We start from the raw sequence: 24,373 nt of genomic DNA on the forward strand, positions 1-24,373 counted from the left end.
CCGGTCGGTCCAGACAGTCCGGCAGTCGGGTCAGTCCTGATCGCGCGCTCGGTCCTGACGGGGTCGCACGGTGAAGAGGTCACCGGGCTGACAGTCGAGCACTCGGCACAGCGCGATGAGGGTGGAGTACCTGACGGCTCTGGCCCGGTTGTTCTTGAGCACCGAGAGATTGGCCAGGGAGACTCCGACGCGACGAGACAGCTCGGTCAGACTCATCTCCTGTCGCCTCAGCAGGGCGTCGAGGTGACAGACCACGCGGTGCGAATCGAACTCCTCCACCATCACACGAGCCCTTCGAGTTCTTCCTGGGCCGCCTGTCCCGAGCGGAAGCAGCGGCGCAGCAGCTCGGCTCCGCCGATGATTCCGAGAACGACGAATGCCTGCATGGTCGTGATGCCCGGCCCCACTGCCTTGACGATGCCGAGGTCGAACGCGACTTCATTGGTTCCGATGGTCATCGTCGCGAAGTAGAGGACGGCTCCGATGGCCACGATCCACTCGAGGACCCCCAGCGCCCTGATCGCTCGAGCCGAGAACGGCGTCCCCGCGGCTATGTCCCTGATGACCGGCACGATTGCGATCCCCGCCCCGAGGACGGTGAGAATGAGCACGATCTTCGCGATCCAGACCAGCGTGATGCCGGCGGCGCCGAGATCGGCCACCGGCACTGAGATCTGGGTGAGGCCCATGAGCGTCGCCGAGCTCTGAGGCAGGTCGAGCGTCGACACAGCCTCGGACTCGAAGTCCAAGGGCAGTCTGAGTCTGGAATCGACGAGGCCGGAGATCAGGTCGGCGGCCGAATAGACGACGTAGAAGCCGACAGCCAGCCCGACCCACAGTTCGTACCCGGTGCCGAAGGCCTTCGGCCTGACCGTCTCGACCGGCGAGGCCTCCCCCGCGCCGGGCTCAGCCCTGACGGCATCCTCGCGCCCGGATTCGTCCTCTCGGTCGGGACCTGCAGGTCCTCTTCTCTTCTGTGACATGGCTTCTCCACTCCTCCGGTGCGCCTCGGCACCCGGCCGCTGACGCTCGGCGACGATCATCGCTTACCGTTGATCGATATATCGATAAACGATATGTTTCACGATAATCGATATGGAGTCAATGGTTCGAGCGGGGAAGCTCGGTGTGCCCGAGGCGGTCTCAGTCGATCTCGCGGCGACCGGAGAATGCCCGGCCGAGGGTGACTTCGTCGGCGTATTCGAGGTCGCCTCCGACGGGCAGGCCCGAGGCCAGCCTGGTCACGGTCACGCCGAGCGATCCGAGCAGACGCACGAGGTAGGTGGCGGTGGCTTCGCCTTCGAGATTGGGGTCCGTGGCGATCACGGCCTCCTTGACCTCGCCGTTCTGCAGGCGGGTCATGAGCTCCTTGATGCGCAGATTGTCCGGGCCGACCCCGGCCATCGGGTCGATCGCGCCGCCGAGGACATGGTAGAGACCGCGGTATTCGCGGGTGCGCTCGATGGCCACGACGTCCTTGGGCTCCTCGACCACGCAGATCATCGATCGGTCGCGGCGCGGGTCCTGACAGACGGTGCATTCGGCCTCTTCGGACACATTGCCGCAGATGTCGCAGAACCGCACCCGCTGCTTGACGTCAGTGAGCGCCTGCGCGAGGGCGCTGACGTCCTGTTCATCGGTCTGCAGGATGTGGAAGGCGAGTCGCTGCGCCGACTTCGGCCCGATGCCGGGAAGCTTGCCGAACTCTTCGACAAGGTCCTGGAGGGCTCCTTCATAGACAGCGCTCATACTTCTCTTTCATCAATGATCTCACCGCCGAGGACCCGGGCGATCACGTCGACCCCGACCTGGGGGGCCTCGGAGACGTCGAGGTCCGTCTCCGGATCATACTCGTCCTCGTCCGATCCTGAGTTCTGCGGTTGGGCGTTCGCCTCGGGTGCTGTGGCGTTCGGCCCCGAACCGTTCGCGGTCTCCGCCGCCGGGCCGGATGCGAATCCGGACTCGCTGACCGGAGTGGTGTGGACTCCGTGTTTCTCGGCGAGCGCGGCGAAGCGGGACTTGAATGGCTTCGTCTCCCTCCCGTGGCTCGGCACCGGTGGTGCGGACTGGACGGGAGGCGTCGACCGGCCCGGTGAAGTCTGGGCCTCTGTCCCGAAGGGGTCCTGCCCGGGCTCGGAGCTGTCGAGATCGTCGTCGGGCGGGGGGACGACGACGGCACCGACGTCGACGGCACCGCTGCCGGCGCTCGTGGCATCGACCGCGGAGGAGTCACCGGCGGCAAAGGGTCCGTCGTCAGGCCGACCGGAAGCGGGGCCGTCGTGCCAGGTCGGTTCCTCCCACCGTGGCTCGACGTACTCCATCGGCGCAGGCTCGTCGGAAACGCCGCCCCCATCGAAGGCGCCATCACTGCGGCGGGGGCCGCCTTCACCGGGTGAGACGCCCTCGGGGCGCCCGGGAGCCTCAGCCGGGCCGGGCTCGTGGCCGGCCGACGGTCCGAAGAAGTCGTCATCGGACAGGTCGGGCACGATGATCTCAGGGGGCTGGTCTTCGGCACCGACTCCATCGGCTCGGTCTGCCGTCGGACTCGTGTCGGCTCGGTCGTTGAGGTCTGCATCGGTCCCATCGGCACGCTCAGCGCCAGCCTGCTCGACCGGGTCCGGACCGATCTGCTCTGCCGAGTCCTGGTCGGCCTGCTCGACCGGGTCCGGGCCGGTCTGCTCTGCCGAGTCCTGGTCGGCCGGCTCCGCCTCGCCGAGGTGGCCGCTATCGCTGGGTGGGGCCGACTGTTCTCCCTCCTCGTCGTCGGAGGACCAGGGGCCCTGCGTGGGCCCGCTTGGTTCCCAGAACTTCTCGTGGTCGACCTGCGGCTTGTCGACCTCACGAGTGCCGACGACGGCGGCGACTTCCTGCGGGCTCGGCCGACGCTGACTGGGGGCCGGGCCGTGGTTGCCTCCCCCGTCGTTCAGAGGTGGGCTCGAGGCTCCCTTGCCCTGATTGCCGCTGCTTCGGCCGTGTCCGCCACCGCCGAGGCGTCCGACGTCGCCGATGTCGATGCGTGCCTGAATGCCGAGGACGTCGTTGATCGCGCCGGCCAGCTTGGCCGCGTGATCGCGCTGTTGGAATCCTTGCACGGATCCGGGATTGTTGAATCCGAGGTAGACCACACCGTCGGAGAACGACTGAGGAATCGCGTTGGCGGCGATGATCGCACGTGTAAGGCGGCTGCGCTTCTCCACGGCGGACAGAATGCTCGGCCAGGCACGACGGATCGCTTCGATCTCTCCGCCGATGTCTCCGGACCCCGCCACCGAGGTGGCCTCGGGGGCGGCCCTCGACTCGGATTGCGAGGGCGGCTGGGACGCCGCCGTCGGCTGGGGCGCCGCCGTCGGCTCCGGCGCGTCCTGACCGCGCCCGGTTTCGGGCGCACTCGTCTCGGATGCGGGGGCATCCGCGGGACGGCCATTCCGTTCAGCAGCGGCAGTCTCGGGCCCCGAAGGCTCGGGCGCGTTGGGCTGCGGTTCGTTCGGGCGCGAGGCCGCCGACTGCTGATCACCGTGCCCCGGCGCAGAGGCAGGCCCGGACTGCTCGGGCGCAGGGGCGGCTTCGGGCTCCTGCGCCGTCGGGGACGATTCCTCGGGTCCGGTGGATCGGGTCGGTTGGGCCGGCTCATTGAGCATCGACTCAGCGGCGACGGCCATGGCCGCGATGTCGTCGAAGTCATCTTTGCCGGCCGAGGACTGGTTCGTGTCCGCAGCCGCACCGCTTCCTCGTCCGGCGGCGGCAGGGGCTGAAGCTTCCGGTGCCCCACTGCCGGGCGAGGCCGCGCCGGGCGCCGGCGCCTGCTCCGGCCCGGGAGCCTGTGCGGGCGGCAGGTTCGAAGCCGCACCCGTGGCCGACATTCCGATGCGACGTTCCATCCGCTCGACCCGGCTGAGCACGGCGTCCCGGCTCCGTCCCGATCCCGGCAGCAGGATGCGGGCGCAGATGAGCTCGAGCTGCAGCCTCGGCGAGGTCGCTCCCGACATCTCCGTCAGGCCGGCGTTGAGCAGATCGGCCGCGCGGGAGAGCTCTCCCTGACCGAAGCCGTTGGCTTGGAGAGTCAGACGCTCCAAACGGTCCGGCGGGACTTCTGGCAGAAAGGCATGAGCGGCCTCGGGGGCGGCGTTGATGACGATGAGATCGCGGAAGCGTTCGAGCAGATCCTCGACGAAGCGCCTGGGATCCTGACCGGATTCGATCACTCGCTCCACGGCGCGATAGACGCCTGCTCCGTCACCGGCGGAGAACGCGTCGACGATATCGGACAGCAGCGAATCCGGAGTGTAGCCCAAAAGCGCGATGGCCCGACCGTAGTCGACGCCGTTGGGTCCGGAACCGGCGATGAGCTGGTCGAGCACGGACAGGGTGTCTCGCACGGATCCGCCCCCGGCACGCACGACCAACGGCAGCACTCCCTTGTCCACCTGCACACTCTCACGGCTGCACAGGTCGTCGAGATAGTTGCCCAGTGCCTCAGGCGGCACCAGCCGGAAGGGATAGTGATGCGTCCGAGAGCGGATCGTGCCGATGACCTTCTCCGGCTCGGTCGTGGCGAAGACGAACTTGATGTGCGGCGGCGGCTCCTCGACGATCTTGAGCAGAGCGTTGAAGCCCTGTGAGGTGACCATGTGCGCCTCATCGAGGATGAAGACCTTGTACCGATCGCGGGCCGGCGCATAGATGGCGCGCTCACGCAGGTCGCGAGCGTCATCGACGCCGTTGTGGCTGGCCGCGTCGATCTCGACGACGTCGAGCGAGCCCGGTCCCCCGCTGGCCAGATCGCGACAGCTGGGACAGTCGCCGCAGGGCACCGGGGTCGGGCCCTGCTCGCAGTTGAGGCAGCGGGCCAGGATCCGCGCCGAGGTGGTCTTTCCGCACCCGCGCGGACCGGAGAAGAGGTAGGCATGGTTGATGCGACCGCGCTCGATGGCGGCCTTCAGCGGATCGGTCACATGCTCTTGACCGATGACCTCGTCGAAGGTTTCTGGGCGGTATCTTCTGTACAGTGCGGTGGACACGTCCCCTAGCCTAATGCCAACGGCTGACACGAGACACGGTGCCGTTGTCGCCCATCAGCTGATCGGGCACGATAGTGATCATGAGCCATTCCAGCCCCGGTCCCGACGACAAGGACCCCGCGAAGACCTTCCGCATCGGTCACAAGGAGCGTGACGATGCCATCGAAGTTCTGCGCGAGGCCGCCGGCGACGGTCGGATCACAGTTGCCGAACTCGACGAACGGATGGACAGGGTCCAGGCCGCGAAGTTCCCCGTCGATCTCGACGAGGTGCTGTCCGATCTCATCACCGAGCTGCCCTCTGATCGGTTCCGCCCCGCCTCGGCGATCTCGGCCGTCGATGGGCGCGCACGTCCGGTCGCCGGCTGGGACCGCTTCGACCCGCTCGTCATCAGGGCCGGCTGGGAGTCGGAGGTCCGGCGGGCGAAGTGGGCGGTGCCGCCGTTCGTCCGCGTGGAGCCTGCGATGTCGAACATCGAGCTCAACTTCCTCGAGGTCGACACGGATCTCGAGGTCATCGAGGTCGATATCGTCGCGGGCATGGGTGCCGTTATCGTCGTCATTCCCGAGGACTGGGCCGTCAACGTCGACCAGCTCTCGAAGACCTGGGGCAGCGTGAGATCCGCGGTCAATGCCGTTCCCGCCGCTCACAGACCGCTCGTGCGCGTGGGAGGATCGATCGGCATGGGCTCCTTCAGGGCCCGGTTCGCGAACTACTTCGACCGACGACGGATGGCGAAATGATGGATACCGGGCTCGGCGCTGTCATCTTCCTCACCTTCTGCATCATCGTCGTGTTCGGTCTCGGCGCCTTCCTCGTCCATCGGGTGATGACCAGACCCGGCACCCACATCGGGTCCCGCCTGCCCAAACACGACCCCCACGCCGAAGCGGACCCCACCGATCCGGACCGCCCCGATCCCGACGACGGACCGGAGACGGGCCCCGGCACGGGCCCGCGATCGCCGTGAGCGCCCGGGGCACCGCAGGCTTGAAAACCCGGGGGCGGCGTGGTCGACTCATACTATGTCCGAAATCCGGATCACACGCGTCGATCCCACAGACGAGACCGCTCTTCTGGAGTGGAACGACCTCATGCGCCTCGGATACACCGAATCGCGCACCGGTGTCTGGTGGCGCAGCGCCGAGACGACGCTGGCCCAGTTCGCACGGCCGCGCGCCGACAGGCGCGATATCCCGCTCATCGCGTGCCTCGGTGAGACCGTCATCGGCGGTGCCGAGATCAATCTGAGCACCGAGGCCGCGAACAACATCGAACTCACCGTCCTGCCCGCCCACCGCCGTCGCCGGTTCGGCACCTCATTGGCCGAGGCCGTCGAAGACCTCATCCGCGCCGAGGCGACCTCGCCCCTCGTCCAGACCGAAACCTACACCCGGGCCGGAACGGCCTTCGCCGAGTCCCGTGGAATGACCGTCGGCATCGAAGAGCACAGGCTCCTGCTCGACCTGCCCTCCTATCTGCAGGCCGATGCCGATCGCTACAAGGATTCGGGAGCGTCGACGACGGTGCCGGTGATCAGGGACGACCCGGACTTCTCCATCACCTCATGGATCGGTCCCTGCGACGAGGAGAACCTCGATTCCTGGGCTCGGCTGCGAGCGCAGATGGACGAGGACGTGCCCGCCGGTGACCTCACACGGGTCGCGAAGCACGCCGATGCGAAGGCCATCCGCTGCCATGAGCAGCGGATGGCCGAACAGGGATGGGTGCTCGTGAGTTCGATGGCCCATGTCGAGGATCTGGCCATCGGCTACACGGAGATCATGGTCTGCGCACATGACCCGGAGATCGTCATCCAGGAGGACACCCTGGTCGACCGGGCTCATCGGGGGCGGGGAATCGGACGCGCGCTCAAGGTCGCGAACTTGCGGCAGCTGCCCGCCGTGCCGGCGACCGCCTCGGCGAAATGGGTGCAGACGCACACGGCCACGGACAATGAGCCGATGCTCGCGCTCAACCATGACCTCGGTTTCGTCGTCGCCGATACGATGACCGCGCTGGAGAGCAGGCTCGGCTGCTGAATCGCCGCCGTGCCCCCGGACCCGTCTGATCAGGCGCCCAGCAGCGAGACCATGCCGCCGACGATGCCGGCAGAGATTCCGAGCATCCAGCCGAATGCGAGCAGGGCGAGGAAGACGATGCCGAGGATGAGTCCCCATCTGCCCATCTCATTGTCCGCGCGGCCGTCGGCTTTCGATCGGCTGCGGGCCATGTGCCCGGTGATGATGCCGATGACGGGGCCGACGACGTTGAAGCCGATGAAGGTCGACAGGCTCGCCACGAGCGAGACGACGCCGAGCACCTTGCCCGGGTCCTCCTCGACGCGTCGGTCGGAGGGCGCGGGGTGGGAGGTCGGGTGGGTTCGCGGGACATCGGGCGGGAAGGCCTGACCTGGCTGGGGATGCGTACGGTCCGGATCGAATCCGGCGCCGGGGTTCGGGGTGGGGGCTGCGCTCATGGTGCCTGGTCTCCTCTGTGCTGGGTGTTGTCACCAACCTAGGAATTCGGCCGCGAGCGGTGATATGGGCCAATCCCCCGAGCCGGCGGGGGTTTTCCCGAACCCCGGCCCGGCCTCTCCTCAGCGGACGTTGACCAGGGCGTGGTCCTCACGCCCCATGAGGTAGAGGAGGAGTTCGAGGGGTTCGCCGGTGATCGTGATCGCGGAATCCTTGTTGCGTCTGCTTCCTGCCGTGCGGGTGCCGAATCCGGGCGCCGAGAGCCTCACGGGGCCGTCGGCTTTGGCCGCGAAGGGCAGGAGCGCGACGCGGGTCTGTGCCCAGACGGTCCGGTTCTCCGCCTCCGAGAGTCGTCGCGGAACCCATTCGAGAGCAGCCCGCCGGATGTCCTCGTGGTGGACGAGGAACTCGGTCGTGTTCATCGCCGTTCCGATGCCCGGAAGCGCGCTCGGCGTCCATTTCGGCGGGTCGGCGACGAGGCCGAGCAGCTGCGCAAAGGGCATCGCGGCGTAGTCGTTCTCCTTCGCCTCCCTCCGGTCGTCGAACTTCGACATGAAGATGCCCAGGGCGGCAGTCGGGTGGCGTTCACGGATGATCAGGTGAGTGGCGAGGTCCCTGGTCGTCCACCCCTCGCACAGGGTCGGGGCGTCCTCACCCGCACGGCGGGCGGTGTCGACGAGTCGCAGGCGTTCGGCACGGGCCAGATTGTCCTTCATGCCCGACAGTCTCCCATCCTCGGCTTGGACTCACCTGGACGCCCAGGCTGTGACGAAGTCGGATACGCGGGACAGCGACCGGAAATCGGCGAGCTCGTCGCCTCGTGTGGGACCGTCGGTGACGATGACGACGGGTTTGCCGGCTTTGGCCGCGGCGCGGACGAAGCGCAGTCCCGACAGCACCGCGAGCGAGGACCCGAGTACGACGATCCCCCGCGCCCCCTCGCAGATGCGGTTCGCCTCCTGCAGCCTGGCCGGTGGGACCGAATCGCCGAAGTAGACCACATCGGGTTTGAGCATGCCGCCGCATTCGGGGCAGTCGGCGACGATGAATCCGGCGGTGTCCTCGAGTTCGACGTCGCCGTCGGGTGCGGTCTCGACGTCGATGGGGTCGATGCCGACCTCATGGGCGAAGTCCGGGTTGAGTTCGCTCAGTCTCCGCTGCACCCAGTCCCGATCGATCAGATGGCCGTTGTCGAGGCAGATCACCCGGTCGAGACTGCCGTGGAGATCGATGACCGGGCTCGGGGCGGGTGCTCCGGGGTGCGATGAGCGTACTTTCGCGGCGGCCTGGTGCAGCCCGTCGACGTTCTGAGTCACGATCCCGGCCACGTCCAGACCGGCCAAGCCGAGGTGTCCGGGGTTCGGTCGCGTGCTGCGCATCCGGGGCCAGCCGATCCACGACCGTGCCCAGTAGCGGGCGCGCTGGTCGGGGTGGGAGAGGAAGGTCTGGATGGTCATCGGCGACCGCGGCGCGGCATCGGGCCCGCGATAGTCCGGGACTCCGGAGTCCGTGCTCATCCCGGCCCCGGTGAGCACCGCCCAGTCCGAGGCGGTGTACCTGTCGGTGAGGACGTCGATGATCGTTTCGTCGGGATGGCTGGCCACGGGGCGCACGCGCCCGCGCAGGGGGTCGAAGATGACGGCCATGGTCCCACCATAATCGTGGGGGCTGACCCGAGTCATTCCCGCGGCTAGGCTGGGACCATGGTCAACGTGCTGCTCGTCCATCATTCCCCCTCCGATGCGACCGCCCGGATCGCCGAGGCGGCCCTGGCAGGGCTGCGACTGCCCGAGCTCGGCGACATCGAGGTCACGGTCCGGCCCGCCCTGGAGGCCAGCGCCGAGGATGTGCTCGACGCCGATGCCTATGTGCTGGGCACGACCGCGAACTTCGGCTACATCTCCGGAGCGCTCAAGCACTTCTTCGACACCACTTACTACGCGGTGCGCGAGCCGACCGCCGGCAGACCGTTCTCGTACTGGATCCACGGCGGCTACGACACGACCGGGGCCGAGACGGCGATGAAGCAGATCACGGCCGGTCTGGGATGGACCCTGGCCTTCGATCCCCTCGTCTTCACCGGTGAGGTCACCGACGATCACCTCGCCCGAGCCACCGAGCTCACCGCCACGGTCGCCGCCTCGACCCTCTGAGCGCCTCGCTCACCTCCTCCTGCCCGAACGCATGGTACGCATCCGGAGTTTTCTCTGCGCAACTACTTTCCAATTAGGAAAGTAGTTGTTATTATGGAATCACTTTCGCAATCCAGCACCGACCGTCCGGCCGGGCCCGAACAGAGGATTCGACATGAATGACGACCCCACCCCGCAGCAGGCCGACGCCCTCCTCGCCCAGGTCGAGGCGAACCAGGCTCAGGCCAGGACGAACGATGCCTGGCCGCTGGTGCTGCTCCTGACCACCCTCACCGCAGGCATCTCGGTCGGACTCGTCGCCATCGGTCTGGTCGAGGACAACACCACCCAGCTGCTCATCTTCGGCGCCGGCCTGGCCTGGCTGCTCCCGGCCCTGGTCGTCTACACCGTCAAGGCCCTGAGCTGGAGCCGACGCTCGACGGCTCTGCTGCTGATCTGGCTGCTGACGATGATGCTGGCACTCTTCGTCGGCCTCATCGTCGACACGGTGTCCTCGGCGAACTGGGTGCCCCTGGCCACCGCCGGAGCGCTGTGGCTCGCGGCCCCTGTCTTCGCCCTCCTCGGCCTGCGCCGCTGATCCTACGCCGACACTCGAGCCGAAACGGACACGATATGACTGCGAAGAACAACCCGCCGGCCTCGGACGACCAGGAGTCGATCCCCCACCTCGGCGACTCCCTGGCCCGACTCGAGCCGGATCTGACCAACCCCACCCGACTGGGCATCGTCTCGAGCCTGAAGAACCGCGACAGGGCCGAGTTCCGACTGCTGCGCGACTCCCTCGGGGTCTCCGATTCGGTGCTCTCCCGCCATATCACCGCCTTGGAGAAGACCGGGGCGGTCGAGGTGAAGAAAGGATATGTGGGCAAACGTCCGCGCACCTGGGTCGCGATCACCGCAGCCGGGGCCCAGCGGCTCGAATCCCACGTTCGGGCGCTGCGGGAACTCGCCGGGGACTGAGCCCGGTCCCACCTGCCGAGGGCCTCGGCTAGGCTGGTGGGACCCGGCGCAAGGAGGCATGCTGATGACAATGGCAGCACCGACCGATCTGCACTTTCTGCAGCTGCACGAGATCTCCCACCTCATCCGCACGCGGACGCTGAGCTCCCGCGAAGTCACCGAGGCGATGCTGGCCCGCATCGACGACCTCGAACCCGGCCTGCGGGCCTTCGCCACCGTCATGGCCGAGTCCGCGCTGGTCGAGGCCGACCGGGCTGACGCTCTCGCGGCGCGCGGCGACTGGCTCGGCGATCTGCACGGGGTCCCGCTGGCGGTGAAGGATCTCGCGAACACCCACGATGCGCCGACGGGAGCGGGAACGACCATCCACGCGGACTTCCGCCCCGAGACCGATGCCACCGTCGTGGCCCGGCTGCGGCGGGCCGGTGCGGTGATCCTCGGCAAACTGCGCCTGACCGAAGGCGCCTTCACCGGTCACCATCCGGACCTGCCGACACCGGTCAACCCGTGGGATACGGCAACCTGGTCCGGGGTGTCCTCGAGCGGATCCGGGGTGGCCACCGCCGCAGGACTGTGCTTCGGCTCTCTGGGCTCGGACACCGGCGGATCGATCCGCCTGCCGTCGGCGGCCAATGGCGTCACCGGTCTCAAACCCACGTGGGGCCGGGTGTCCAGACACGGCATCTTCGGCCTCGCCCCGAGCCTCGACCACATCGGCCCGATGACCCGCAGCGCCCGCGATGCGGCGATCGTCCTCGAGGCCATCGCCGGTCATGATCGACTCGACCCCACCTCCTCGCTCGAACCGACCGCGGAATACTTCCGGGCCCTGCGGCTCAGCAGCACCCCCTTGGTCGGCTTCGACCGGGAACTGGCGCACGCCCATTTCGACGAGGCGACGAATGCGATGCTCGAGACGACGATCGAGACCCTGAGCGACTTAGGCTGGCGCGTCGTCGACGTCACCGCCGCCGGACTGGCCCAGGCGGCGGAGGAGTGGACCGCACTGTGCGGGATCGAAACCGCCGGCGTGCATGCCGAGACCTTTCCGGCCCGAGCCGAGGAATACGGACCGGACCTGTCCGGCCTCATCGAGATCGGACGCGGGCTCAGCGCCGTCGACTACCACCGACTGCTCGAGTCCCGACGGGCCTTCACCGGTCGGATGCGTGAACTCATGGACGATATCGATCTTCTGCTGCTGCCGGGGATCGGCGTCGGCTCACCGACGATCGAGCAGATGGGCGAACTCGGCACCGATCCGAAGCTGTTCCGGGCCGTCACGATCCCCACCGCTCCGATCGACAGCTGCGGGATGCCCTCGATCACGCTTCCGGCGGGATGGACCGAGCGGGGAACGCCCCTGGCCGCCCAGTTCGTGGCCGGCGACTTCAAGGAGCAGCTCGTCCTGGCCGCCGGTCACGCCTTCCAGCAGGCCACGGACTTCCACACCCGCCATCCGCAGGATCCGAGAGGCTGAGAGGGGATGAGCACCCTCGGCTAGGGCGCCTCAGTCGTCGTCATCGGCATTCGGTGAGGACGCGTCATCGACGGGGTTCTTCCTCTCCCTGCGGAAGCCGATGAGGACGACGAGCATGCCCACGATGACGCCGATGACGGTTTCGACGGCGCGTGAGGTCAGCAGTTCCGCCGCCGGCTGCGGGTGACCGAGCTGCGTCATCAGCAGGGCCAGCGGAGTGATGAAGAGCAGAGCCGCCGAATAGTTGCGCAGCACGAAGATCTCGGCGAGGAACTGGAGCAGGATGACCCAGACGACGAGCTGCCAGGCCTCGATGGGGAACGACAGCAGGAACGAGGTGACGACGACTCCGCCGAGCGTGCCGACCACACGGTGGAGTCCGCGTTTGAGTCGGGTCGACCGCCTCGGCGGGGTGATCGGGGCGACGGCGGCGACCATCGCCCAGTAGCTGTGCGACAGCAGCGGCAGCACGTCGATGAGCAGGGTGCCTGCGATCCCGGCGATGAACGGGGCGATGGTGAATCGGATGGCGTGGGAGGCGAGATCGCTCTTGCCCACCGGGGACAGCCCCACCCGGACATAGGTCTCCTGACCGGTGGGCATCCGCTCACCGACGAAATGGGCGAACGCTCCCAATCCGATGCTCACCAGCGCCGAGGCGGCCGCGATCGCCATGGCGACCCGGAACGGAAGCGCCGTCGGGGATCGAACCGACGGCACCGGTGGCGAAGATGAAGAAGATCGATCCGCCCGGTTTGAGGCGGAAGCGCAGCGCCACTGCGGCCCCTGCTCCCGAGACGAGGGAGGTGACGACGATGAGTACCCAGATCGAGGCGCCCACGGCACCCAGCAGCGCACCGACGCCGACGCAGATCACGAGGACGAGTGCCGCGATCGACTGCCGCCTGGTCCGCGACCGGGGAGATTCGAACCTGGCGTAGATGCCGGTGAAGGCGCCGAAGGCCGCATAGACGGCGAGGTCGAGGCGGTCGATGCCCAGCAGCACGAGGAGCGGGATGGCGACTCCCAGAGCGATGCGGAACGCGGGAATGTGGTCGCGTTCGCCCGGTGGGATGCGGAAGAACTCCTGCACGTGGCTCAAGCGGGGTCGGCCCCTTTCGGTTTCGGACGGTTGCCTCGGGGAGGATGAGCCGGAGGCTCCATTCGATCGTAATGGCAGCCCTGAGCCGGAGGTCCGGTTATGCCCACAGGAGTGATCAACCTCGCTCGCCGAGGCGGTCGGATCGGTCCCGCGCCCACGCGGCCTGCCGACTCAGATGCTCTCGCTCGGCCACGCTGGCCGCCCGCTCGGCGGCCCGTGCGTAGAGTTCGGCGGCCCGACCGGTCTCTCCTGCGCGTTCACGCAGATGCGCCTCGACGGCGAAGTACCGAGCCACACCGTCATCGAGGCTGCGCAGTTCGGCGAGACCGGCCGCCGGGCCGACGGCCTCGCCGAGGGCCACGGCCCGATTGAGGCGGATGACCGGGGTGTCCCTGAGTCTGAGGAGCTCGTCGTACCAGTCGACGATCTGCGCCCAGTCGGTGGTCTCGACGCTTCCGGCATCGGCGTGCAGAGCCGCGATTGCCGCCTGGGCCTGGTATTCGCCGAGTTCGTCTCGGGCGAGCGCCGCCTGCAGGATCCCGATGGCCTCGGCGATGAGCGCTGTGTCCCAGCGGGCCCTGTCCTGGTCGGCCAGGGCGATGAGCCGACCGTTCTGACCGAACCGGGATGCCCGGCGGGCGTGGTGGAGGAGCATGAGTGCGAGCAGCCCGCTCACCTCGGTATCGGCGGTCATCGCGGCCAGGCGTCTGGTCAGTCGGATCGCTTCGGCGACGAGGTCGATATCGCCGGAGTGTCCTTCGTTGAAGACGAGGTAGAGGGTGGCCAGGACGGATCGCAGGTCACCGGGCCGGTTGAGGCGCTGACCGGCGATGGTGCGTTTGGCGCGGCTGATGCGCTGGGCCATCGTCGCTTCAGGCACCATATAGGCCTCGGCGATCTGCTTCGTCGTCAGACCGCCGACGGCGCGCAGGGTCAGTGCCACCGCTGAGGAGGGGCTCAGGTCCGGATGGGCGCAGAGGAAGTAGAGGTCGAGGGTGTCATCTTCGCTCGCGATGACGGCGCCGGGTTCGGGCAGCGCGGTGGCCGCGACCCGTTCCTCGCGTCTGACCCGCGATCCTTCGGCGCGGACGGCATCGAGGAACTTCCTCCACGCCACGGTCACAAGCCACCCCCGTCGATCCCGCGGCGGATCGGACGGCCACGTCGCCAGAGCCTCGACGAGCGCGTCCTGCACGGCGTCCTCGGCGGCCGCGAAGTCCGCTCCACGGCCGACGAGGATGCCGATCACGGCGGGGACGAGGTCACGCAGGCCCGCCTCGGCGAAGGGTTCCCTGTCGGGCATGATTCCGCCTCTCAGCCCTCAGTCATCGACGCTCGGCGCCTGGGCGAGGAAGGGGCGCAGTTCGAGCCATTCGTTGATCGGCTGTCCTCCCTTGCCTGGTGCTGCCGAGAGCTCTGCGGCGAGGTCGAGTGCGCGTTCCCAGCTCTCGACGTCGATGACCATCCATCCGGCGATGAGGTCCTTGGTCTCGGGGAACGGGCCGTCGGTGACCGGAGGTCGGCCCGCTCCCCCGGACTGGACGAAGGTGCCCTCGGGTGAGAGCGCCTGCGAGTCGACGAATTCCCCGGATTCCTTGAGCCGGTCGGCGAAATCATTCATGTATGCGATGTGGGCCTCGACCTCATCGGGGCTCCACTGGTCCATCGGGGTGTAGTCCATGTATTCGCTCGGCATCCGGTAATGCTTGAGCATGAGGTACTTGGCCATGATCGTCTCCTTAGTCGTGAGTCGCCGGCACGGGATGTGCCCGCTGACATGCCTGGGACGGAGCCGGACGGTGCTTTTCGACATCCGCCGCGAGAAATCCTCACCAGAATAGGCAGATGGGTACGATCCGAACCAGGGCTGCCTGGGAAGATGGCGAAAGGCACCTGTTGGAACAAGTCCGGCATCTGTGTCGTTGAGTAGGGCATGGGCACCGGCACACGGTCGGCGCTCGTGCTGTGGAATCGCCAATCGCTAAGGAGCACCACAATGGCCATCTCTGACAAGAAGATCGCATTCCTCCTCACCAACGGCGTCGAGCAGGTCGAATTGACCAGCCCCCGCGCCGCCCTCGACGAGGCCGGTGCGACCACCGTCATCGTCTCACCGTCCAAAGGCACACTCCAGGCGATGGAAGGCGATTGGGAGCACGCCGACACCTTCACTGTCGATGTTCCCGTCGCTGAAGCCTCGGTCGAGGACTTCGATGTCCTCGTCCTGCCTGGCGGCACCCTCAACGCCGACGCCCTGCGCCTGGATGAGAACGCCGTCGAACTCGTCAAGGCATTCTTCTCAGCCGACAAACCGGTCGCCGCGATCTGCCACGCACCGTGGATCCTCGCCGAGGCGGGCCTGGCCAAGGGACGGAAGCTGACGTCCTTCATCTCGACGAAGACCGACCTCATCAACGCCGGTGCCGACTGGACCGACGCCGAGGTGGTCGTCGACGGCAACCTCATCACCTCCCGCAACCCCGGTGACCTCGACGCGTTCAACGCCGCGATCGCCGAGAAGCTGAGCTGAGACTGACCTGCACCGGCTCCGCCGAAGGCATGACCGCCTCGGCGGAGCCGATCAGCAGCGCCTTCCCGCACAGACTCGCCGCTGCCCGAGCCGAGACATATGCTGACTGAGGACATCAGCACAGCGAACCGGGCAGAGTCCCGGCCCGGACGAAGGAGAAGTCAGACATGCCGGAAGGCCATGTGATCCACCGACTGGCCAGCGACATCGTCGATACCTTCGCCGGCCACCGCATCGCCTCATCCAGTCCGCAGGGACGCTTCACCGGAGCCCGCCTGCTCGATGGAGATGTCCTCGAAAGCGCCGAGGCCTGGGGCAAGCACCTCTTCGTCGGGTTCGCCTCGACTGCGGCCCGGGTCCACATCCATCTGGGCATCTACGGCACGATGCGGCTGGCCGAAGGCGAACCCGAAGTCGTCGGGCAGGTCCGCTGGCGGGTCACCGACGGCGCGAGCACGGTCGATCTGCGCGGACCCAACACGTGCGCGCTCCTCGACCCCGCCGAAGTCGCCGCCGTCATCGACCGACTCGGTCCCGACCCGCTGCGACCCGATGCGGATGCGCAGAAGTTCATCGACAGGGTCCTGCGGTCCCGATCGACGATCGCCACCCTGCTCATGGACCAGTCGGTCATCGCCGGCACCGGCAACATCTATCGTGCGGAGGTCCTCTTCCGCCTCGGCATCGATCCGCTCACACCGGGCAGATCGCTCGGTCGGGAACGCGCCGAGGCGATCTGGCAGGACACCGTCGAACTCATGGAGATCGGTCGGCAGCGCGGCCGCATCGACACCGTCCGACCCGAGCACGAACCCGAGGCCATGGGCCGACCCCCGCGGAAGGACGACCACGGCGGTGAGGTCTACGTCTACCGGCGGCAGAATCAGCCCTGTTGGATCTGCGGCGGCCCGATCCTGACGAACACGATCGCCGGCAGGAACCTCTTCTGGTGTCCGGTGTGCCAGGCCGCCTGAGTCGGGATCTGCCGGCACCCGATCCTGAAACCGGCTCGGAGTCCCAGAGACGAAGAAGAGAGCCTGTGGTCTGCACAGTGCGGACCACAGGCTCTCTGCGGCGGAGGATAGGGGATTCGAACCCCTGAGGGCGTTAACCCAACCCGCGTTCCAGGCGAGCGCCATAGGCCACTAGGCGAATCCTCCGCGGATCAGCTTATCCGAGTGATGACGACAATGCGAAATCGCGATGGCCGAGTGTGAACGATCCCACTTCCGCAATAGTTCTTCGAAAAGCTTTCACCGGCCTGTCGATCCCGCATAGTCTTGTTCGACGCAGTGCATGAGAGGGCCTCGACCGAGGCTTTCGGCCGATCACGAATGACAGAGGAGTCATCATGAAGTACATGCTCATCATGCGCGCAGTCGATCAGCGAGCCGTCGAGGACTTCGAGAGTGCCGATTTCAAAGAAGTCATCGCCGCCATGGGTGCCTACAACGCGTCGATGGTCGACGCCGGCGTACTGGCCGACGGCGCCGGACTCTCCGATGCCGAGGAAGGAACCGTCGTCGATTTCTCCGACGACGATCCCGTCGTCACCGACGGCCCCTACGGCGAACTGCGTGAACTCTTCAACGGCTTCTGGATCCTCGACGTCTCAACCAAGGAGGAGGCGATCGAGTGGGCCAAGCGCGCACCGCTCGGACCCGGCTCCCAATTGGAGATCCGCCGCATCAACGACGTCGACGACTTCCCGCAGGACAACGAGTGGATCCAGAAAGAACAGGAATGGATCAACCAGGGCAAGCTGAAGACCAGCCGCGACTGAACCCGACCCCCACCGAGGCGGTCCGTCGACCCGATGCGGCCCCGGCCCACTGGGCCGGTTCCGCATCGGCGCAGCGGACCGTCGAGGCGACGTGGCGGATCGAGGGGGCAAGAATCGTCGCCGCCGTGACCCACTACGTCGGCGATTTCCCGCTCGCCGAGGACTTCGCCCAGGAGGCCTTCGCCGACGCGCTGAGCACCTGGCCGGAGTCCGGCATTCCCCGCAACCCTGCGGCCTGGCTGACGACGGCAGCCAAGCGGAAGGCGATCGACCATTGGCGCAGAAGGGAACGCCTCGACGACCGCATCGCGGATCTCGGCCGTGGCCTCATTGCCGCTGCCGAGGGCGTCGGGACTGCCCCAGCCACCTCGCCGGTGGGCAGCTCTCGCCCCGGGCCGCGACCCACCGAGATCCCCGACCCGACCTCGGCCGGTTCCGACCTGCCGTGGGATCCGGACGCGATCGATGACGACGTGCTCCGCCTTCTCTTCATCTCCGCCCACCCCGTGCTCACCCGCGAGGCGCAGCTGGCACTGACCCTGCGCGTCGTCGGCGGTCTGACGACGGAACAGATCGCCCACGCATTCCTCCTGCCCGTCCCCACCATCCAACAGCGCATCGTCCGAGCGAAGAAGGTGCTCGCAAAAGCCGAGGTCCGCTTCGAACTGCCGCCCGCGAGCGCATGGAGCGACCGCCTCGGCGGAGTCCTCGGGTCCCTCTACCTCATGTTCTCCGAAGGCCACGTCGCCACGTCCGGCTCGGACTGGATGCGTCCCGAGCTTGCTCTCGACGCCCTCCGCCTCGCTCGCATCGCTGCCGGGCTGCTCCCCCGCGAACCCGAAGTCCACGGTCTCGTCGCCCTCATGGCCTTCACCGCCTCCCGCTTCCCCGCCCGCCTCGATCGAACCGGTGCGCCGGTTCTGCTCGCCGACCAGGAACGGAGCCGGTGGGACCGCAGCCTCATCCGCCTCGGCGAAGCTTCCCTCAAACGGTCGACAGATCTGCGCGAGTCCCGCGGGACGTACACGATTCAGGCTCAGATCGCGAAGGTGCACGCCTCCGCCCGCACGATCGCCGACACCGACTGGGAACGCATCGTCTCCCTCTACGGCGACCTCGGCAGCATCAAGCCTTCGGCGATCACCGATCTCAATCAGGCGATCGCCATCGCCGAGGCCAGGGGGCCGGCCGCCGGGCTGGAGAGGGTTGATGCCCTCGCCGACTCCGGTGCGCTGTCCCGCTGCCACCTCCTTCCCAGCGTCCGCGGAGAGCTGCTGGCCCGCCTCGGCGAAGTCGGGGAGGCCCGCGAGGAACTCCTCCGCGCGACGAAACTGACGACGAACGACCGCGAACGCGACGTCCTCGAGGACAAGGCGCGGCAGCTGCGCTGACCGATGCGGTGGACGGCTTCGCCTACCGGCCGGATCCGCCCACTCGTTTTGTGCACCGAGGACGCTGTCGACTAGACTGGTCGCTGGCTCCCCGTGTGGCGTCATCTTGTGAACTCCCCCAGGGCCGGAAGGCAGCAAGGGTAAGCGAGCTCTGGCGGGTGCACGGGGAGTCCTCTTTCTCCAAGATCACAATTCCACAACTCCCCTTATCCCCCATCGGCCCAGGTCAGTTCCGCCGCAGCGATCCTGACGTCACCCGTTTTCGGGCTCAGAGACGAATTCGTTAATACTTTCGTGATTTCCTTTCACTACCATTATTCGCAGTTCTCATCCCTGTGCTCGAACGAGGTTCCCTATTGTCCACGAAGATGCAAGGGGCCATTGCCGCCCTTTCGGCGTTGGCCCTGCTGACGGCATGCACGCCGTCGAGTTCTGACCCCGATGCGACCCGCGATGATGCGAAGACCGCCGAGGCGGCCGCAGAGCCCGTCTTCCGCGTCGGAACGATCAGCGACGAAACCGCCGAGGCCGCTTCCTCCGCACAGACGGACTCACCCCAGCCGACCGATGATGGGACGGCGTCGGCAGCGCCGAGCGATTCCGCCTCATCGGCGGCGAGCCTCCCCAAAGGAGACCGATTCGGCGAGGCCGTCGAATCCGGTGATGCGATCGAACTCGACCCCGGGCAGCGCATCGGCGTCAGCGTCGACAACGCCACGCTGAAGAACATCTCCGTCACCGAGGCTGATCATCCTCGGATCTCCGCCGATCCCGGCGTCTTCTTCGACGGCAGCGGTCAGGCCCTCGAGGCCGATGAGGATGCGCAGGCCGGTTCCTCCGCACCGAGCTCGACGAGCACTGAAACGGATGACGGTCAGTCCTCGGACTCCGCGTCGACGGAGGCCGAGGATCCTGAGTCCCTCCCGGCGCCGGAGGAGTCCGCGGCATGGATCTCGACCTACGACCTCGTCGCCGACAGCAGCTACGAGGTCAGCGCCACGGCGACCACGTCGGACGGTGACGAGGTCGACCTGTCCGCTGAGGTCACCGTCGGCGACACCGATGCCTCACCGATGTCGGTGCGCACCACCCTCGCCGATGACCAGACCGTCGGCGTCGGGGCACCGATCATCCTCAACTTCGGTTCGACTGTGTCCGAGGAGTTCCGTGACGATGTCGAGCGCAGGCTCTCGGTCGAGGTCACCGACGAGGACGGCAAGAAGCGCAAGGTCGAGGGATCCTGGGGCTGGCTCTACGACGACCCGCAGTCGCGTCTGCATTTCCGGCCGAAGGATTTCTGGCCCGCATACTCGAAGGTCTCGGTCGATGTGCCGCTGAAGAACGTGCCCATGGGTGAGAACACCGTGGGTCAGAACGATCTCACGCTCGATTTCGAGATCGGCCGCAAGCAGGTCGTCGAGGCCAGCGCGAAGACCCACCGCATGGTCGTGACCCGTGACGGCAAGGAGGTCATGGACTTCCCGGCCTCGCTCGGCGCCCCGAAGTCACCGTCGTACAACGGCACCCATGTGGTGATGTCGAAGGCCGCCGATTACACCATGACCTCCGAGCAGTGGGACTACGAGACCGATGTGAAGTGGGCGGTGCGCATCCACAACAACGGCGAATTCATCCACGCCGCCCCGTGGTCGGCGGGTGTCCAGGGCGCACAGAACGTCTCCCACGGCTGCGTCAACCTCACAACCGAGCGGGCGAAGGAATACTATGATTCCGCGCTCTTCGGCGACCCCGTCGAGATCACCGGATCGGACGTGAGCCTGTCGACTCAGGACAGCGACATCTCCGACTGGGTCTACAGCTGGGATGAATGGAAGGAGCTGAGCGCCCTCGATTGAGAGCGCTCAGCTGATCTGCCCGACGAGTCCCGCTTCGGCTCGTCTTATCTGTCGAGCTTCTCCACGGCCTTGTCGATCATCGGCACATAGCGCTCGAGAACCCACGGGACCGTGAGCGGGTTGATGATCGAGGATCCGGTGACGAAGGCCTGGTCCTCCGGCGCCACGACCGCGCCGGCCTTGACGGCCGGAATGTTCGCGTACAGACCCTGGGACTCGACCTCCTTCCGGTTCTCCTCATCGGAGTAGAAGGTGAAGAGGAGGTCGGAGTCGTTGAGCTTGTCCGCGTTCTCGAGGCCGATCAGAGCCGAGTCCGTTCCCGGCTCGTCGTAGTCCTCCTTCAGTTCGTCGATGACCGGATCGGGGGTCAGACCCAGGGCCGAGACCATGGCGACTCGCTGCTCGGTGGGATAGAACACGCCCAGAGTCCCGGGCCCGGAGTTGTAGACGAAGGAGAAGGTGAGGTCCTTGTACTCGTCCCGTTTGGCGTCCGAGAGCTGCTCCTTGATGTCATCGACCAGTCCTTCGGATTCCTCCTCATGCCCCAGCGCCTTGCCGATCGTGGTGATCTGGTCGTCCCATTCGATCGTCCACGGCTGCTCGGGGTAGGCCACGGTCGGGGCGATGTCGTCGAGCTGCTCGTACTGCTCGGCGGTCACACCGGACCAGGGGGCGAGAATGACATCGGGCTCGAGTTCGGCGATGGCTTCGACATCGAGTTCCGTGTCTCCCTGGAACTGCTCGGGCAGCTCCTCTCCCCGGTCCTTCACGGCCTCATAGATCCACGGCATGTAGCCGGTGTCATCGCTCCCCCAGGCGTATTCCTCCATGCCGACGGGGGTCTTGCCGAGGGCGATGGCGGTCTCGGTCGAGCCCTGGCCGAGGGTGACGACGCGTTCGGGTTCGGATTCGATGACCGCCTCACCCAGTGCGTGCTCGATGGTCACCGGTTCGAAGTCACCGGAGCCCTGGGAGCCGGACTCCGATGCGTCGGAGTCCTGGCTGCAGGCTCCGGCGGTGAGGGCGAAGGCGACGATCGTTCCCGCGGCGGCGAAGCGACGCAAGAGTTGAGCTGGCATGTCTGTCCTTTCGACAGTGTGAGGAATCCGGACGACTCCCGGGCATTGACGTAGGCCAGCCTAAACTAACTTCAGCTCGAGATCGAAGTGAACGTGAGTCAGGTCACTCGACATGGGGGTCTTGACGCGGTCTCGGTCGCCGCGCCTACGATCGGCTCCATGAGCACACAGCGAGATCGTGCCCGTCGCCTCGTCGACAAGCATGGTCGCACCTTCGCCGCCGAGGCCTCGATCACTCTGCGCGACAAGCCGGCGCCGCTGTGGCAGCTGCTCGTCCTCACACTGCTGCTGTCGACTCGGATCAGCGCCGATATCGCACTCGCCACCGCCCGCGAACTCTTCTCCGCCGGGTGGAGGACGCCGCAGCGTCTGCGTAAGAGCACCTGGCAGCAGCGGGTCGACGCCCTCGGCCGCGGCGGCTATCGACGCTACGACGAGAGCACTGCGACGCGCCTCGATGATGCCGCAGCCCTGCTCATCGACCGCTGGGCCGGCGATCTGCGCCGTCTCAGAGACGAGGGCGAGGCGGACTCGTCCCGTCTGTCCTCGCTGCTCCAGGAATTCACCGGCATCGGTCCGACGGGAGCGCATGTCTTCCTGCGTGAGGTCCAGGCGGTGTGGCCTCAGGTGCGACCCCACGTCGATCCTCTCGTGAGGAAGGGTGCCGAGGCCACCGAGCTGCCCGAGGATGCGCAGGCTCTCGCCGGACTCGTCGACGACGACGAAATCGCCGCCCTCGCCGCCGCGCTCGTCCGAGTCGCCCGCGATCCTTCGCTGATGGACGATCTCGACAGCTGAGCGGACCGGCGCCTTCGAGCAGGCCAGGAATCCGCTGAGGGCAGAAACCATCGCCGAGGCCTCCGCCGACGTCTAGGCTCGGACCATGACATCCAGCTCGACACCGCGACCGCTGTGGCGTGAGGCCCTGGGCAGAACGCTGCGCCTGCGTCGCACGGACCTGGGGCTGACCCTGGGGCAGGTCTCCCGCCGCTCCGGGGTCTCCACACAGTTCCTGTCCGAGGTCGAACGCGGACTCAAGGATCCGTCCTCCGAGGTCATTGAGGCCGTCACGATCGCGCTCGGACTCGAGGTGCCCGACGTCCTCGTGCTCACCTCCAATGGCATGCGGCGGGGATTCCTCCGCGCCGGCGGACGCGACGAGACGACCGCACGGCCGACGATGGGTCGGGTCGAGCTCTCGCTCGCCGCCTGAGCGGCCTTTCAGAGGATGACGTCGATGAGCCCGAAGTCCTGTGCGGCCTTCGCATCGAGGACGAGGTCCCGGTCGAGGTCGCGGCGGATCTGTTCCGGGCGGCGTCCGGTGTTCGCCGCGAGCATCCCTTCGACCTCGCGGCGCTGCCGGACGATCTCATCGGCGGCGACGATGAGGTCGGGAATCGTCCCCCGGGCACCCTCGGCGTGCGGTTGGCGCAGCACCGCCCGAGCGTGCCCGAGCATGGCGCGCTGGCCGGCGGCTCCCGCCGCCAGGAGCACGGCCGCATCAGCCGCGGCCTGTCCCACACAGGTGGTGGCGACCGGCGAACCGATGTGGTGCATCGCATCGTAGATCGCGGTCATCGCCGTCAGCGATACGCCCGGGGAGTTGATGTACATGCTGATCGGCAGCTCCCGACTGCTGGCGTCGAGGTGCAGCAGCTGTGCGATGATCGTGTTCGCCACTCCGTCGTCGATGGGCACACCGAGGTAGATGATGCGGTTGCCGAGCAGGTGCGAGTAGACGTCGACGATCCTCTCGCCGCCTCCGGACCGGTCGACGACATTGGGGATCGTGTACTGGCTCATCGCGTCCCTCCGATCTTCGCGTGCAGCTGCGCCGGAGCAGTGAGGATGTCGTCGATGAGTCCGTAGTCGCGGGCGGCATCGGCTGCGAACCATTTGTCCCGCAGCGAATCGGCGAACACCTGCTCATATGTCTGCCCGGTCGCCTCGGCGATGCGGATGAGCACCGAATCGCGGACCTCACGCAGATCATCGCCCTGCAGTTCGATATCGGCCGCGGCTCCGCCGATCCCACCGGACCCCTGATGGAGGAGGATGCGGGCGTGCGGCAGGGCGAGGCGCTTTCCCGGCGTGCCCGAGGTGAGCACGAACTGCCCCGCCGAGGCGGCCCACCCGAACGCGATCGTGACGATGTCGTTGGGCACGGTGGCGATGACATCGGCGATCGCATGCATCATCGGCACCGATCCGCCCGGGGAGTTGATCCACAGGTGGATGTCGGAGCTCGGGTCCTCAGCGGAGAGCAGGACCAGGCGGGAGATGATCTCCATGCCGTTCTCATCCTGCAGCTCCCCGTTGAAGACGACGGACCGGTAAGCGTAGAGCATCCTTTGGGATTCGGGAATCGCTGTGGTCGCCGTGGCCTCGGGTGTCTCGGAGGACCGGGACGAAGCGGCGAGGTGGGACGGGGTCGGTATGTGGTGTGTGAACATGGTGCCACCCTGGCAGCCGCTCAATGCCCGGTGAACCCGAATCCGCCCGGGGCGGATCCTTGCCGCCGTGAGCGGACGGGACCGTCTTGTC

The 24,373-nt window shown here is 67.1% G+C and carries 28 protein-coding genes, 1 tRNA gene and 1 other RNA gene; 15 read left to right on the forward strand and 15 right to left on the reverse strand.

All coding sequences use genetic code 11. The features are described 5' to 3' along the window. Positions 1-30 precede the first annotated feature (30 nt). The 4 genes from IG171_RS12330 to IG171_RS12345 all read right to left on the reverse strand — a co-directional run bounded on the left by IG171_RS12330 (position 31) and on the right by IG171_RS12345 (position 5,018). Positions 31-282, reverse strand: a complete 252-nt coding sequence (locus IG171_RS12330; protein WP_212127725.1) for a helix-turn-helix domain-containing protein — start codon at positions 280-282, stop codon at positions 31-33. Continuing rightward, positions 282-983 (reverse strand): DUF2975 domain-containing protein, encoded by a 702-nt coding sequence (locus tag IG171_RS12335; RefSeq protein ID WP_212127726.1) that lies wholly within the window; start codon positions 981-983, stop codon positions 282-284. The genes IG171_RS12330 and IG171_RS12335 overlap by 1 nt, the downstream gene beginning before the upstream one ends. Before the next feature lie 160 nt (positions 984-1,143). Then, positions 1,144-1,749, reverse strand: coding sequence for a recombination mediator RecR (gene recR / locus IG171_RS12340; RefSeq protein WP_212127727.1), 606 nt, complete (start codon positions 1,747-1,749; stop codon positions 1,144-1,146). Beyond that, a complete protein-coding gene (locus IG171_RS12345) occupies positions 1,746-5,018 on the reverse strand; it encodes a DNA polymerase III subunit gamma and tau (RefSeq protein WP_212127728.1) in 3,273 nt (1,090 codons plus the stop codon). The genes recR and IG171_RS12345 overlap by 4 nt, the downstream gene beginning before the upstream one ends. Before the next feature lie 80 nt (positions 5,019-5,098). Between IG171_RS12345 and IG171_RS12350 the strand changes: the two genes are divergently transcribed. Genes IG171_RS12350 through IG171_RS12360 form a run of 3 tightly spaced genes read left to right on the forward strand, consistent with a single transcriptional unit; the run spans position 5,099 to position 7,060 of the window. Continuing rightward, entirely contained in the window at positions 5,099-5,761 is a 663-nt protein-coding gene (locus tag IG171_RS12350; RefSeq protein ID WP_212127729.1) for a DUF1707 domain-containing protein, read from the forward strand. Then, positions 5,758-5,988: a hypothetical protein gene (locus IG171_RS12355; RefSeq protein WP_212127730.1), complete on the forward strand. Its 231-nt coding sequence runs from the start codon at positions 5,758-5,760 to the stop codon at positions 5,986-5,988. Before IG171_RS12350 ends, IG171_RS12355 begins: the two co-directional genes overlap by 4 nt. 55 nt (positions 5,989-6,043) lie before the next feature. Further along, positions 6,044-7,060: a GNAT family N-acetyltransferase gene (locus IG171_RS12360; RefSeq protein ID WP_212127731.1), complete on the forward strand. Its 1,017-nt coding sequence runs from the start codon at positions 6,044-6,046 to the stop codon at positions 7,058-7,060. 29 nt (positions 7,061-7,089) lie between these two features. Here IG171_RS12360 and IG171_RS12365 read toward each other — a convergent pair whose 3' ends face one another. The 3 genes from IG171_RS12365 to IG171_RS12375 form a co-directional block, all read right to left on the reverse strand. Continuing rightward, positions 7,090-7,497: a DUF4190 domain-containing protein gene (locus IG171_RS12365; protein ID WP_212127732.1), complete on the reverse strand. Its 408-nt coding sequence runs from the start codon at positions 7,495-7,497 to the stop codon at positions 7,090-7,092. 120 nt (positions 7,498-7,617) lie between these two features. Next, the gene (locus IG171_RS12370; RefSeq protein WP_212127733.1) at positions 7,618-8,211 is read right to left on the reverse strand and encodes a TIGR03085 family metal-binding protein; all 594 of its coding nucleotides are present in this window, start codon (positions 8,209-8,211) and stop codon (positions 7,618-7,620) included. 30 nt (positions 8,212-8,241) lie between these two features. After that, the gene (locus IG171_RS12375; RefSeq protein ID WP_212127734.1) at positions 8,242-9,141 is read right to left on the reverse strand and encodes a Sir2 family NAD-dependent protein deacetylase; all 900 of its coding nucleotides are present in this window, start codon (positions 9,139-9,141) and stop codon (positions 8,242-8,244) included. Between the two features lie 57 nt (positions 9,142-9,198). On the opposite strand from IG171_RS12375, the gene IG171_RS12380 reads away from it, so the two are divergent. From IG171_RS12380 to IG171_RS12395, 4 genes are all read left to right on the forward strand, one after another. Then, the gene (locus tag IG171_RS12380; RefSeq protein WP_212127735.1) at positions 9,199-9,648 is read left to right on the forward strand and encodes an NAD(P)H-dependent oxidoreductase; all 450 of its coding nucleotides are present in this window, start codon (positions 9,199-9,201) and stop codon (positions 9,646-9,648) included. 154 nt (positions 9,649-9,802) lie between these two features. Next, the gene (locus tag IG171_RS12385; RefSeq protein ID WP_212127736.1) at positions 9,803-10,225 is read left to right on the forward strand and encodes a hypothetical protein; all 423 of its coding nucleotides are present in this window, start codon (positions 9,803-9,805) and stop codon (positions 10,223-10,225) included. A gap of 35 nt (positions 10,226-10,260) precedes the next feature. After that, complete coding sequence (locus tag IG171_RS12390; RefSeq protein WP_212127737.1) at positions 10,261-10,608, forward strand: transcriptional regulator; 348 nt, start codon at positions 10,261-10,263, stop codon at positions 10,606-10,608. A 64-nt stretch (positions 10,609-10,672) separates the two neighbouring features. Then, on the forward strand, positions 10,673-12,088 hold the full coding sequence (locus IG171_RS12395) for an amidase (RefSeq protein ID WP_249203673.1): 1,416 nt from the start codon (positions 10,673-10,675) through the stop codon (positions 12,086-12,088). Positions 12,089-12,118: 30 nt separating this feature from the next. On the opposite strand, the gene IG171_RS12400 is transcribed toward IG171_RS12395, so the two are convergent. From IG171_RS12400 to IG171_RS12415, 4 genes are all read right to left on the reverse strand, one after another. Further along, the gene (locus IG171_RS12400; protein ID WP_212127739.1) at positions 12,119-12,736 is read right to left on the reverse strand and encodes an FUSC family protein; all 618 of its coding nucleotides are present in this window, start codon (positions 12,734-12,736) and stop codon (positions 12,119-12,121) included. Then, on the reverse strand, positions 12,696-13,190 hold the full coding sequence (locus IG171_RS12405) for a hypothetical protein (RefSeq protein WP_212127740.1): 495 nt from the start codon (positions 13,188-13,190) through the stop codon (positions 12,696-12,698). Before IG171_RS12405 ends, IG171_RS12400 begins: the two co-directional genes overlap by 41 nt. A 115-nt stretch (positions 13,191-13,305) precedes the next feature. Then, the gene (locus IG171_RS12410; protein ID WP_212127741.1) at positions 13,306-14,493 is read right to left on the reverse strand and encodes a DUF6596 domain-containing protein; all 1,188 of its coding nucleotides are present in this window, start codon (positions 14,491-14,493) and stop codon (positions 13,306-13,308) included. An 18-nt stretch (positions 14,494-14,511) separates the two neighbouring features. After that, positions 14,512-14,919, reverse strand: a complete 408-nt coding sequence (locus tag IG171_RS12415; protein WP_212127742.1) for a YciI family protein — start codon at positions 14,917-14,919, stop codon at positions 14,512-14,514. 267 nt (positions 14,920-15,186) lie between these two features. Here IG171_RS12415 and IG171_RS12420 point away from each other — a divergent pair, with 267 nt between their 5' ends. Both IG171_RS12420 and IG171_RS12425 read left to right on the forward strand, forming a co-directional pair. Next, on the forward strand, positions 15,187-15,720 hold the full coding sequence (locus tag IG171_RS12420; RefSeq protein WP_212127743.1) for a type 1 glutamine amidotransferase domain-containing protein: 534 nt from the start codon (positions 15,187-15,189) through the stop codon (positions 15,718-15,720). A 167-nt stretch (positions 15,721-15,887) separates the two neighbouring features. Continuing rightward, positions 15,888-16,694, forward strand: a complete 807-nt coding sequence (locus IG171_RS12425) for an Fpg/Nei family DNA glycosylase (RefSeq protein ID WP_212127744.1) — start codon at positions 15,888-15,890, stop codon at positions 16,692-16,694. Between the two features lie 101 nt (positions 16,695-16,795). On the opposite strand, the gene IG171_RS12430 is transcribed toward IG171_RS12425, so the two are convergent. Continuing rightward, positions 16,796-16,880 (reverse strand) — tRNA-Ser (locus tag IG171_RS12430). A 191-nt stretch (positions 16,881-17,071) separates the two neighbouring features. On the opposite strand from IG171_RS12430, the gene IG171_RS12435 reads away from it, so the two are divergent. The 4 genes from IG171_RS12435 to IG171_RS12450 all read left to right on the forward strand — a co-directional run bounded on the left by IG171_RS12435 (position 17,072) and on the right by IG171_RS12450 (position 20,750). Next, entirely contained in the window at positions 17,072-17,503 is a 432-nt protein-coding gene (locus IG171_RS12435) for a YciI family protein (protein WP_212127745.1), read from the forward strand. After that, the gene (locus IG171_RS12440; RefSeq protein ID WP_212127746.1) at positions 17,464-18,894 is read left to right on the forward strand and encodes a DUF6596 domain-containing protein; all 1,431 of its coding nucleotides are present in this window, start codon (positions 17,464-17,466) and stop codon (positions 18,892-18,894) included. The genes IG171_RS12435 and IG171_RS12440 overlap by 40 nt, the downstream gene beginning before the upstream one ends. Positions 18,895-18,976: 82 nt before the next feature. After that, positions 18,977-19,072: signal recognition particle sRNA small type (ffs, locus tag IG171_RS12445), an RNA gene on the forward strand. Between the two features lie 190 nt (positions 19,073-19,262). Next, positions 19,263-20,750, forward strand: a complete 1,488-nt coding sequence (locus tag IG171_RS12450) for an Ig-like domain-containing protein (RefSeq protein WP_212127747.1) — start codon at positions 19,263-19,265, stop codon at positions 20,748-20,750. A 44-nt stretch (positions 20,751-20,794) separates the two neighbouring features. Here IG171_RS12450 and IG171_RS12455 read toward each other — a convergent pair whose 3' ends face one another. After that, positions 20,795-21,829: an iron-siderophore ABC transporter substrate-binding protein gene (locus IG171_RS12455; RefSeq protein WP_212127748.1), complete on the reverse strand. Its 1,035-nt coding sequence runs from the start codon at positions 21,827-21,829 to the stop codon at positions 20,795-20,797. 159 nt (positions 21,830-21,988) lie between these two features. Between IG171_RS12455 and IG171_RS12460 the strand changes: the two genes are divergently transcribed. Continuing rightward, entirely contained in the window at positions 21,989-22,627 is a 639-nt protein-coding gene (locus tag IG171_RS12460; RefSeq protein WP_212127749.1) for an endonuclease, read from the forward strand. A gap of 85 nt (positions 22,628-22,712) precedes the next feature. Next, the gene (locus tag IG171_RS12465) at positions 22,713-23,042 is read left to right on the forward strand and encodes a helix-turn-helix transcriptional regulator (protein WP_212127750.1); all 330 of its coding nucleotides are present in this window, start codon (positions 22,713-22,715) and stop codon (positions 23,040-23,042) included. 8 nt (positions 23,043-23,050) lie between these two features. Here IG171_RS12465 and IG171_RS12470 read toward each other — a convergent pair whose 3' ends face one another. After that, positions 23,051-23,632, reverse strand: a complete 582-nt coding sequence (locus tag IG171_RS12470) for an ATP-dependent Clp protease proteolytic subunit (RefSeq protein WP_212127751.1) — start codon at positions 23,630-23,632, stop codon at positions 23,051-23,053. Then, entirely contained in the window at positions 23,629-24,282 is a 654-nt protein-coding gene (locus tag IG171_RS12475; protein ID WP_212127752.1) for an ATP-dependent Clp protease proteolytic subunit, read from the reverse strand. The genes IG171_RS12470 and IG171_RS12475 overlap by 4 nt, the downstream gene beginning before the upstream one ends. Between the last annotated feature and the right edge of the window lie 91 nt (positions 24,283-24,373).

This window comes from Brevibacterium sp. SMBL_HHYL_HB1, from assembly GCF_018208375.1.
GTDB classification, from domain to species: Bacteria; Actinomycetota; Actinomycetes; order Actinomycetales; family Brevibacteriaceae; genus Brevibacterium; species Brevibacterium intestinavium.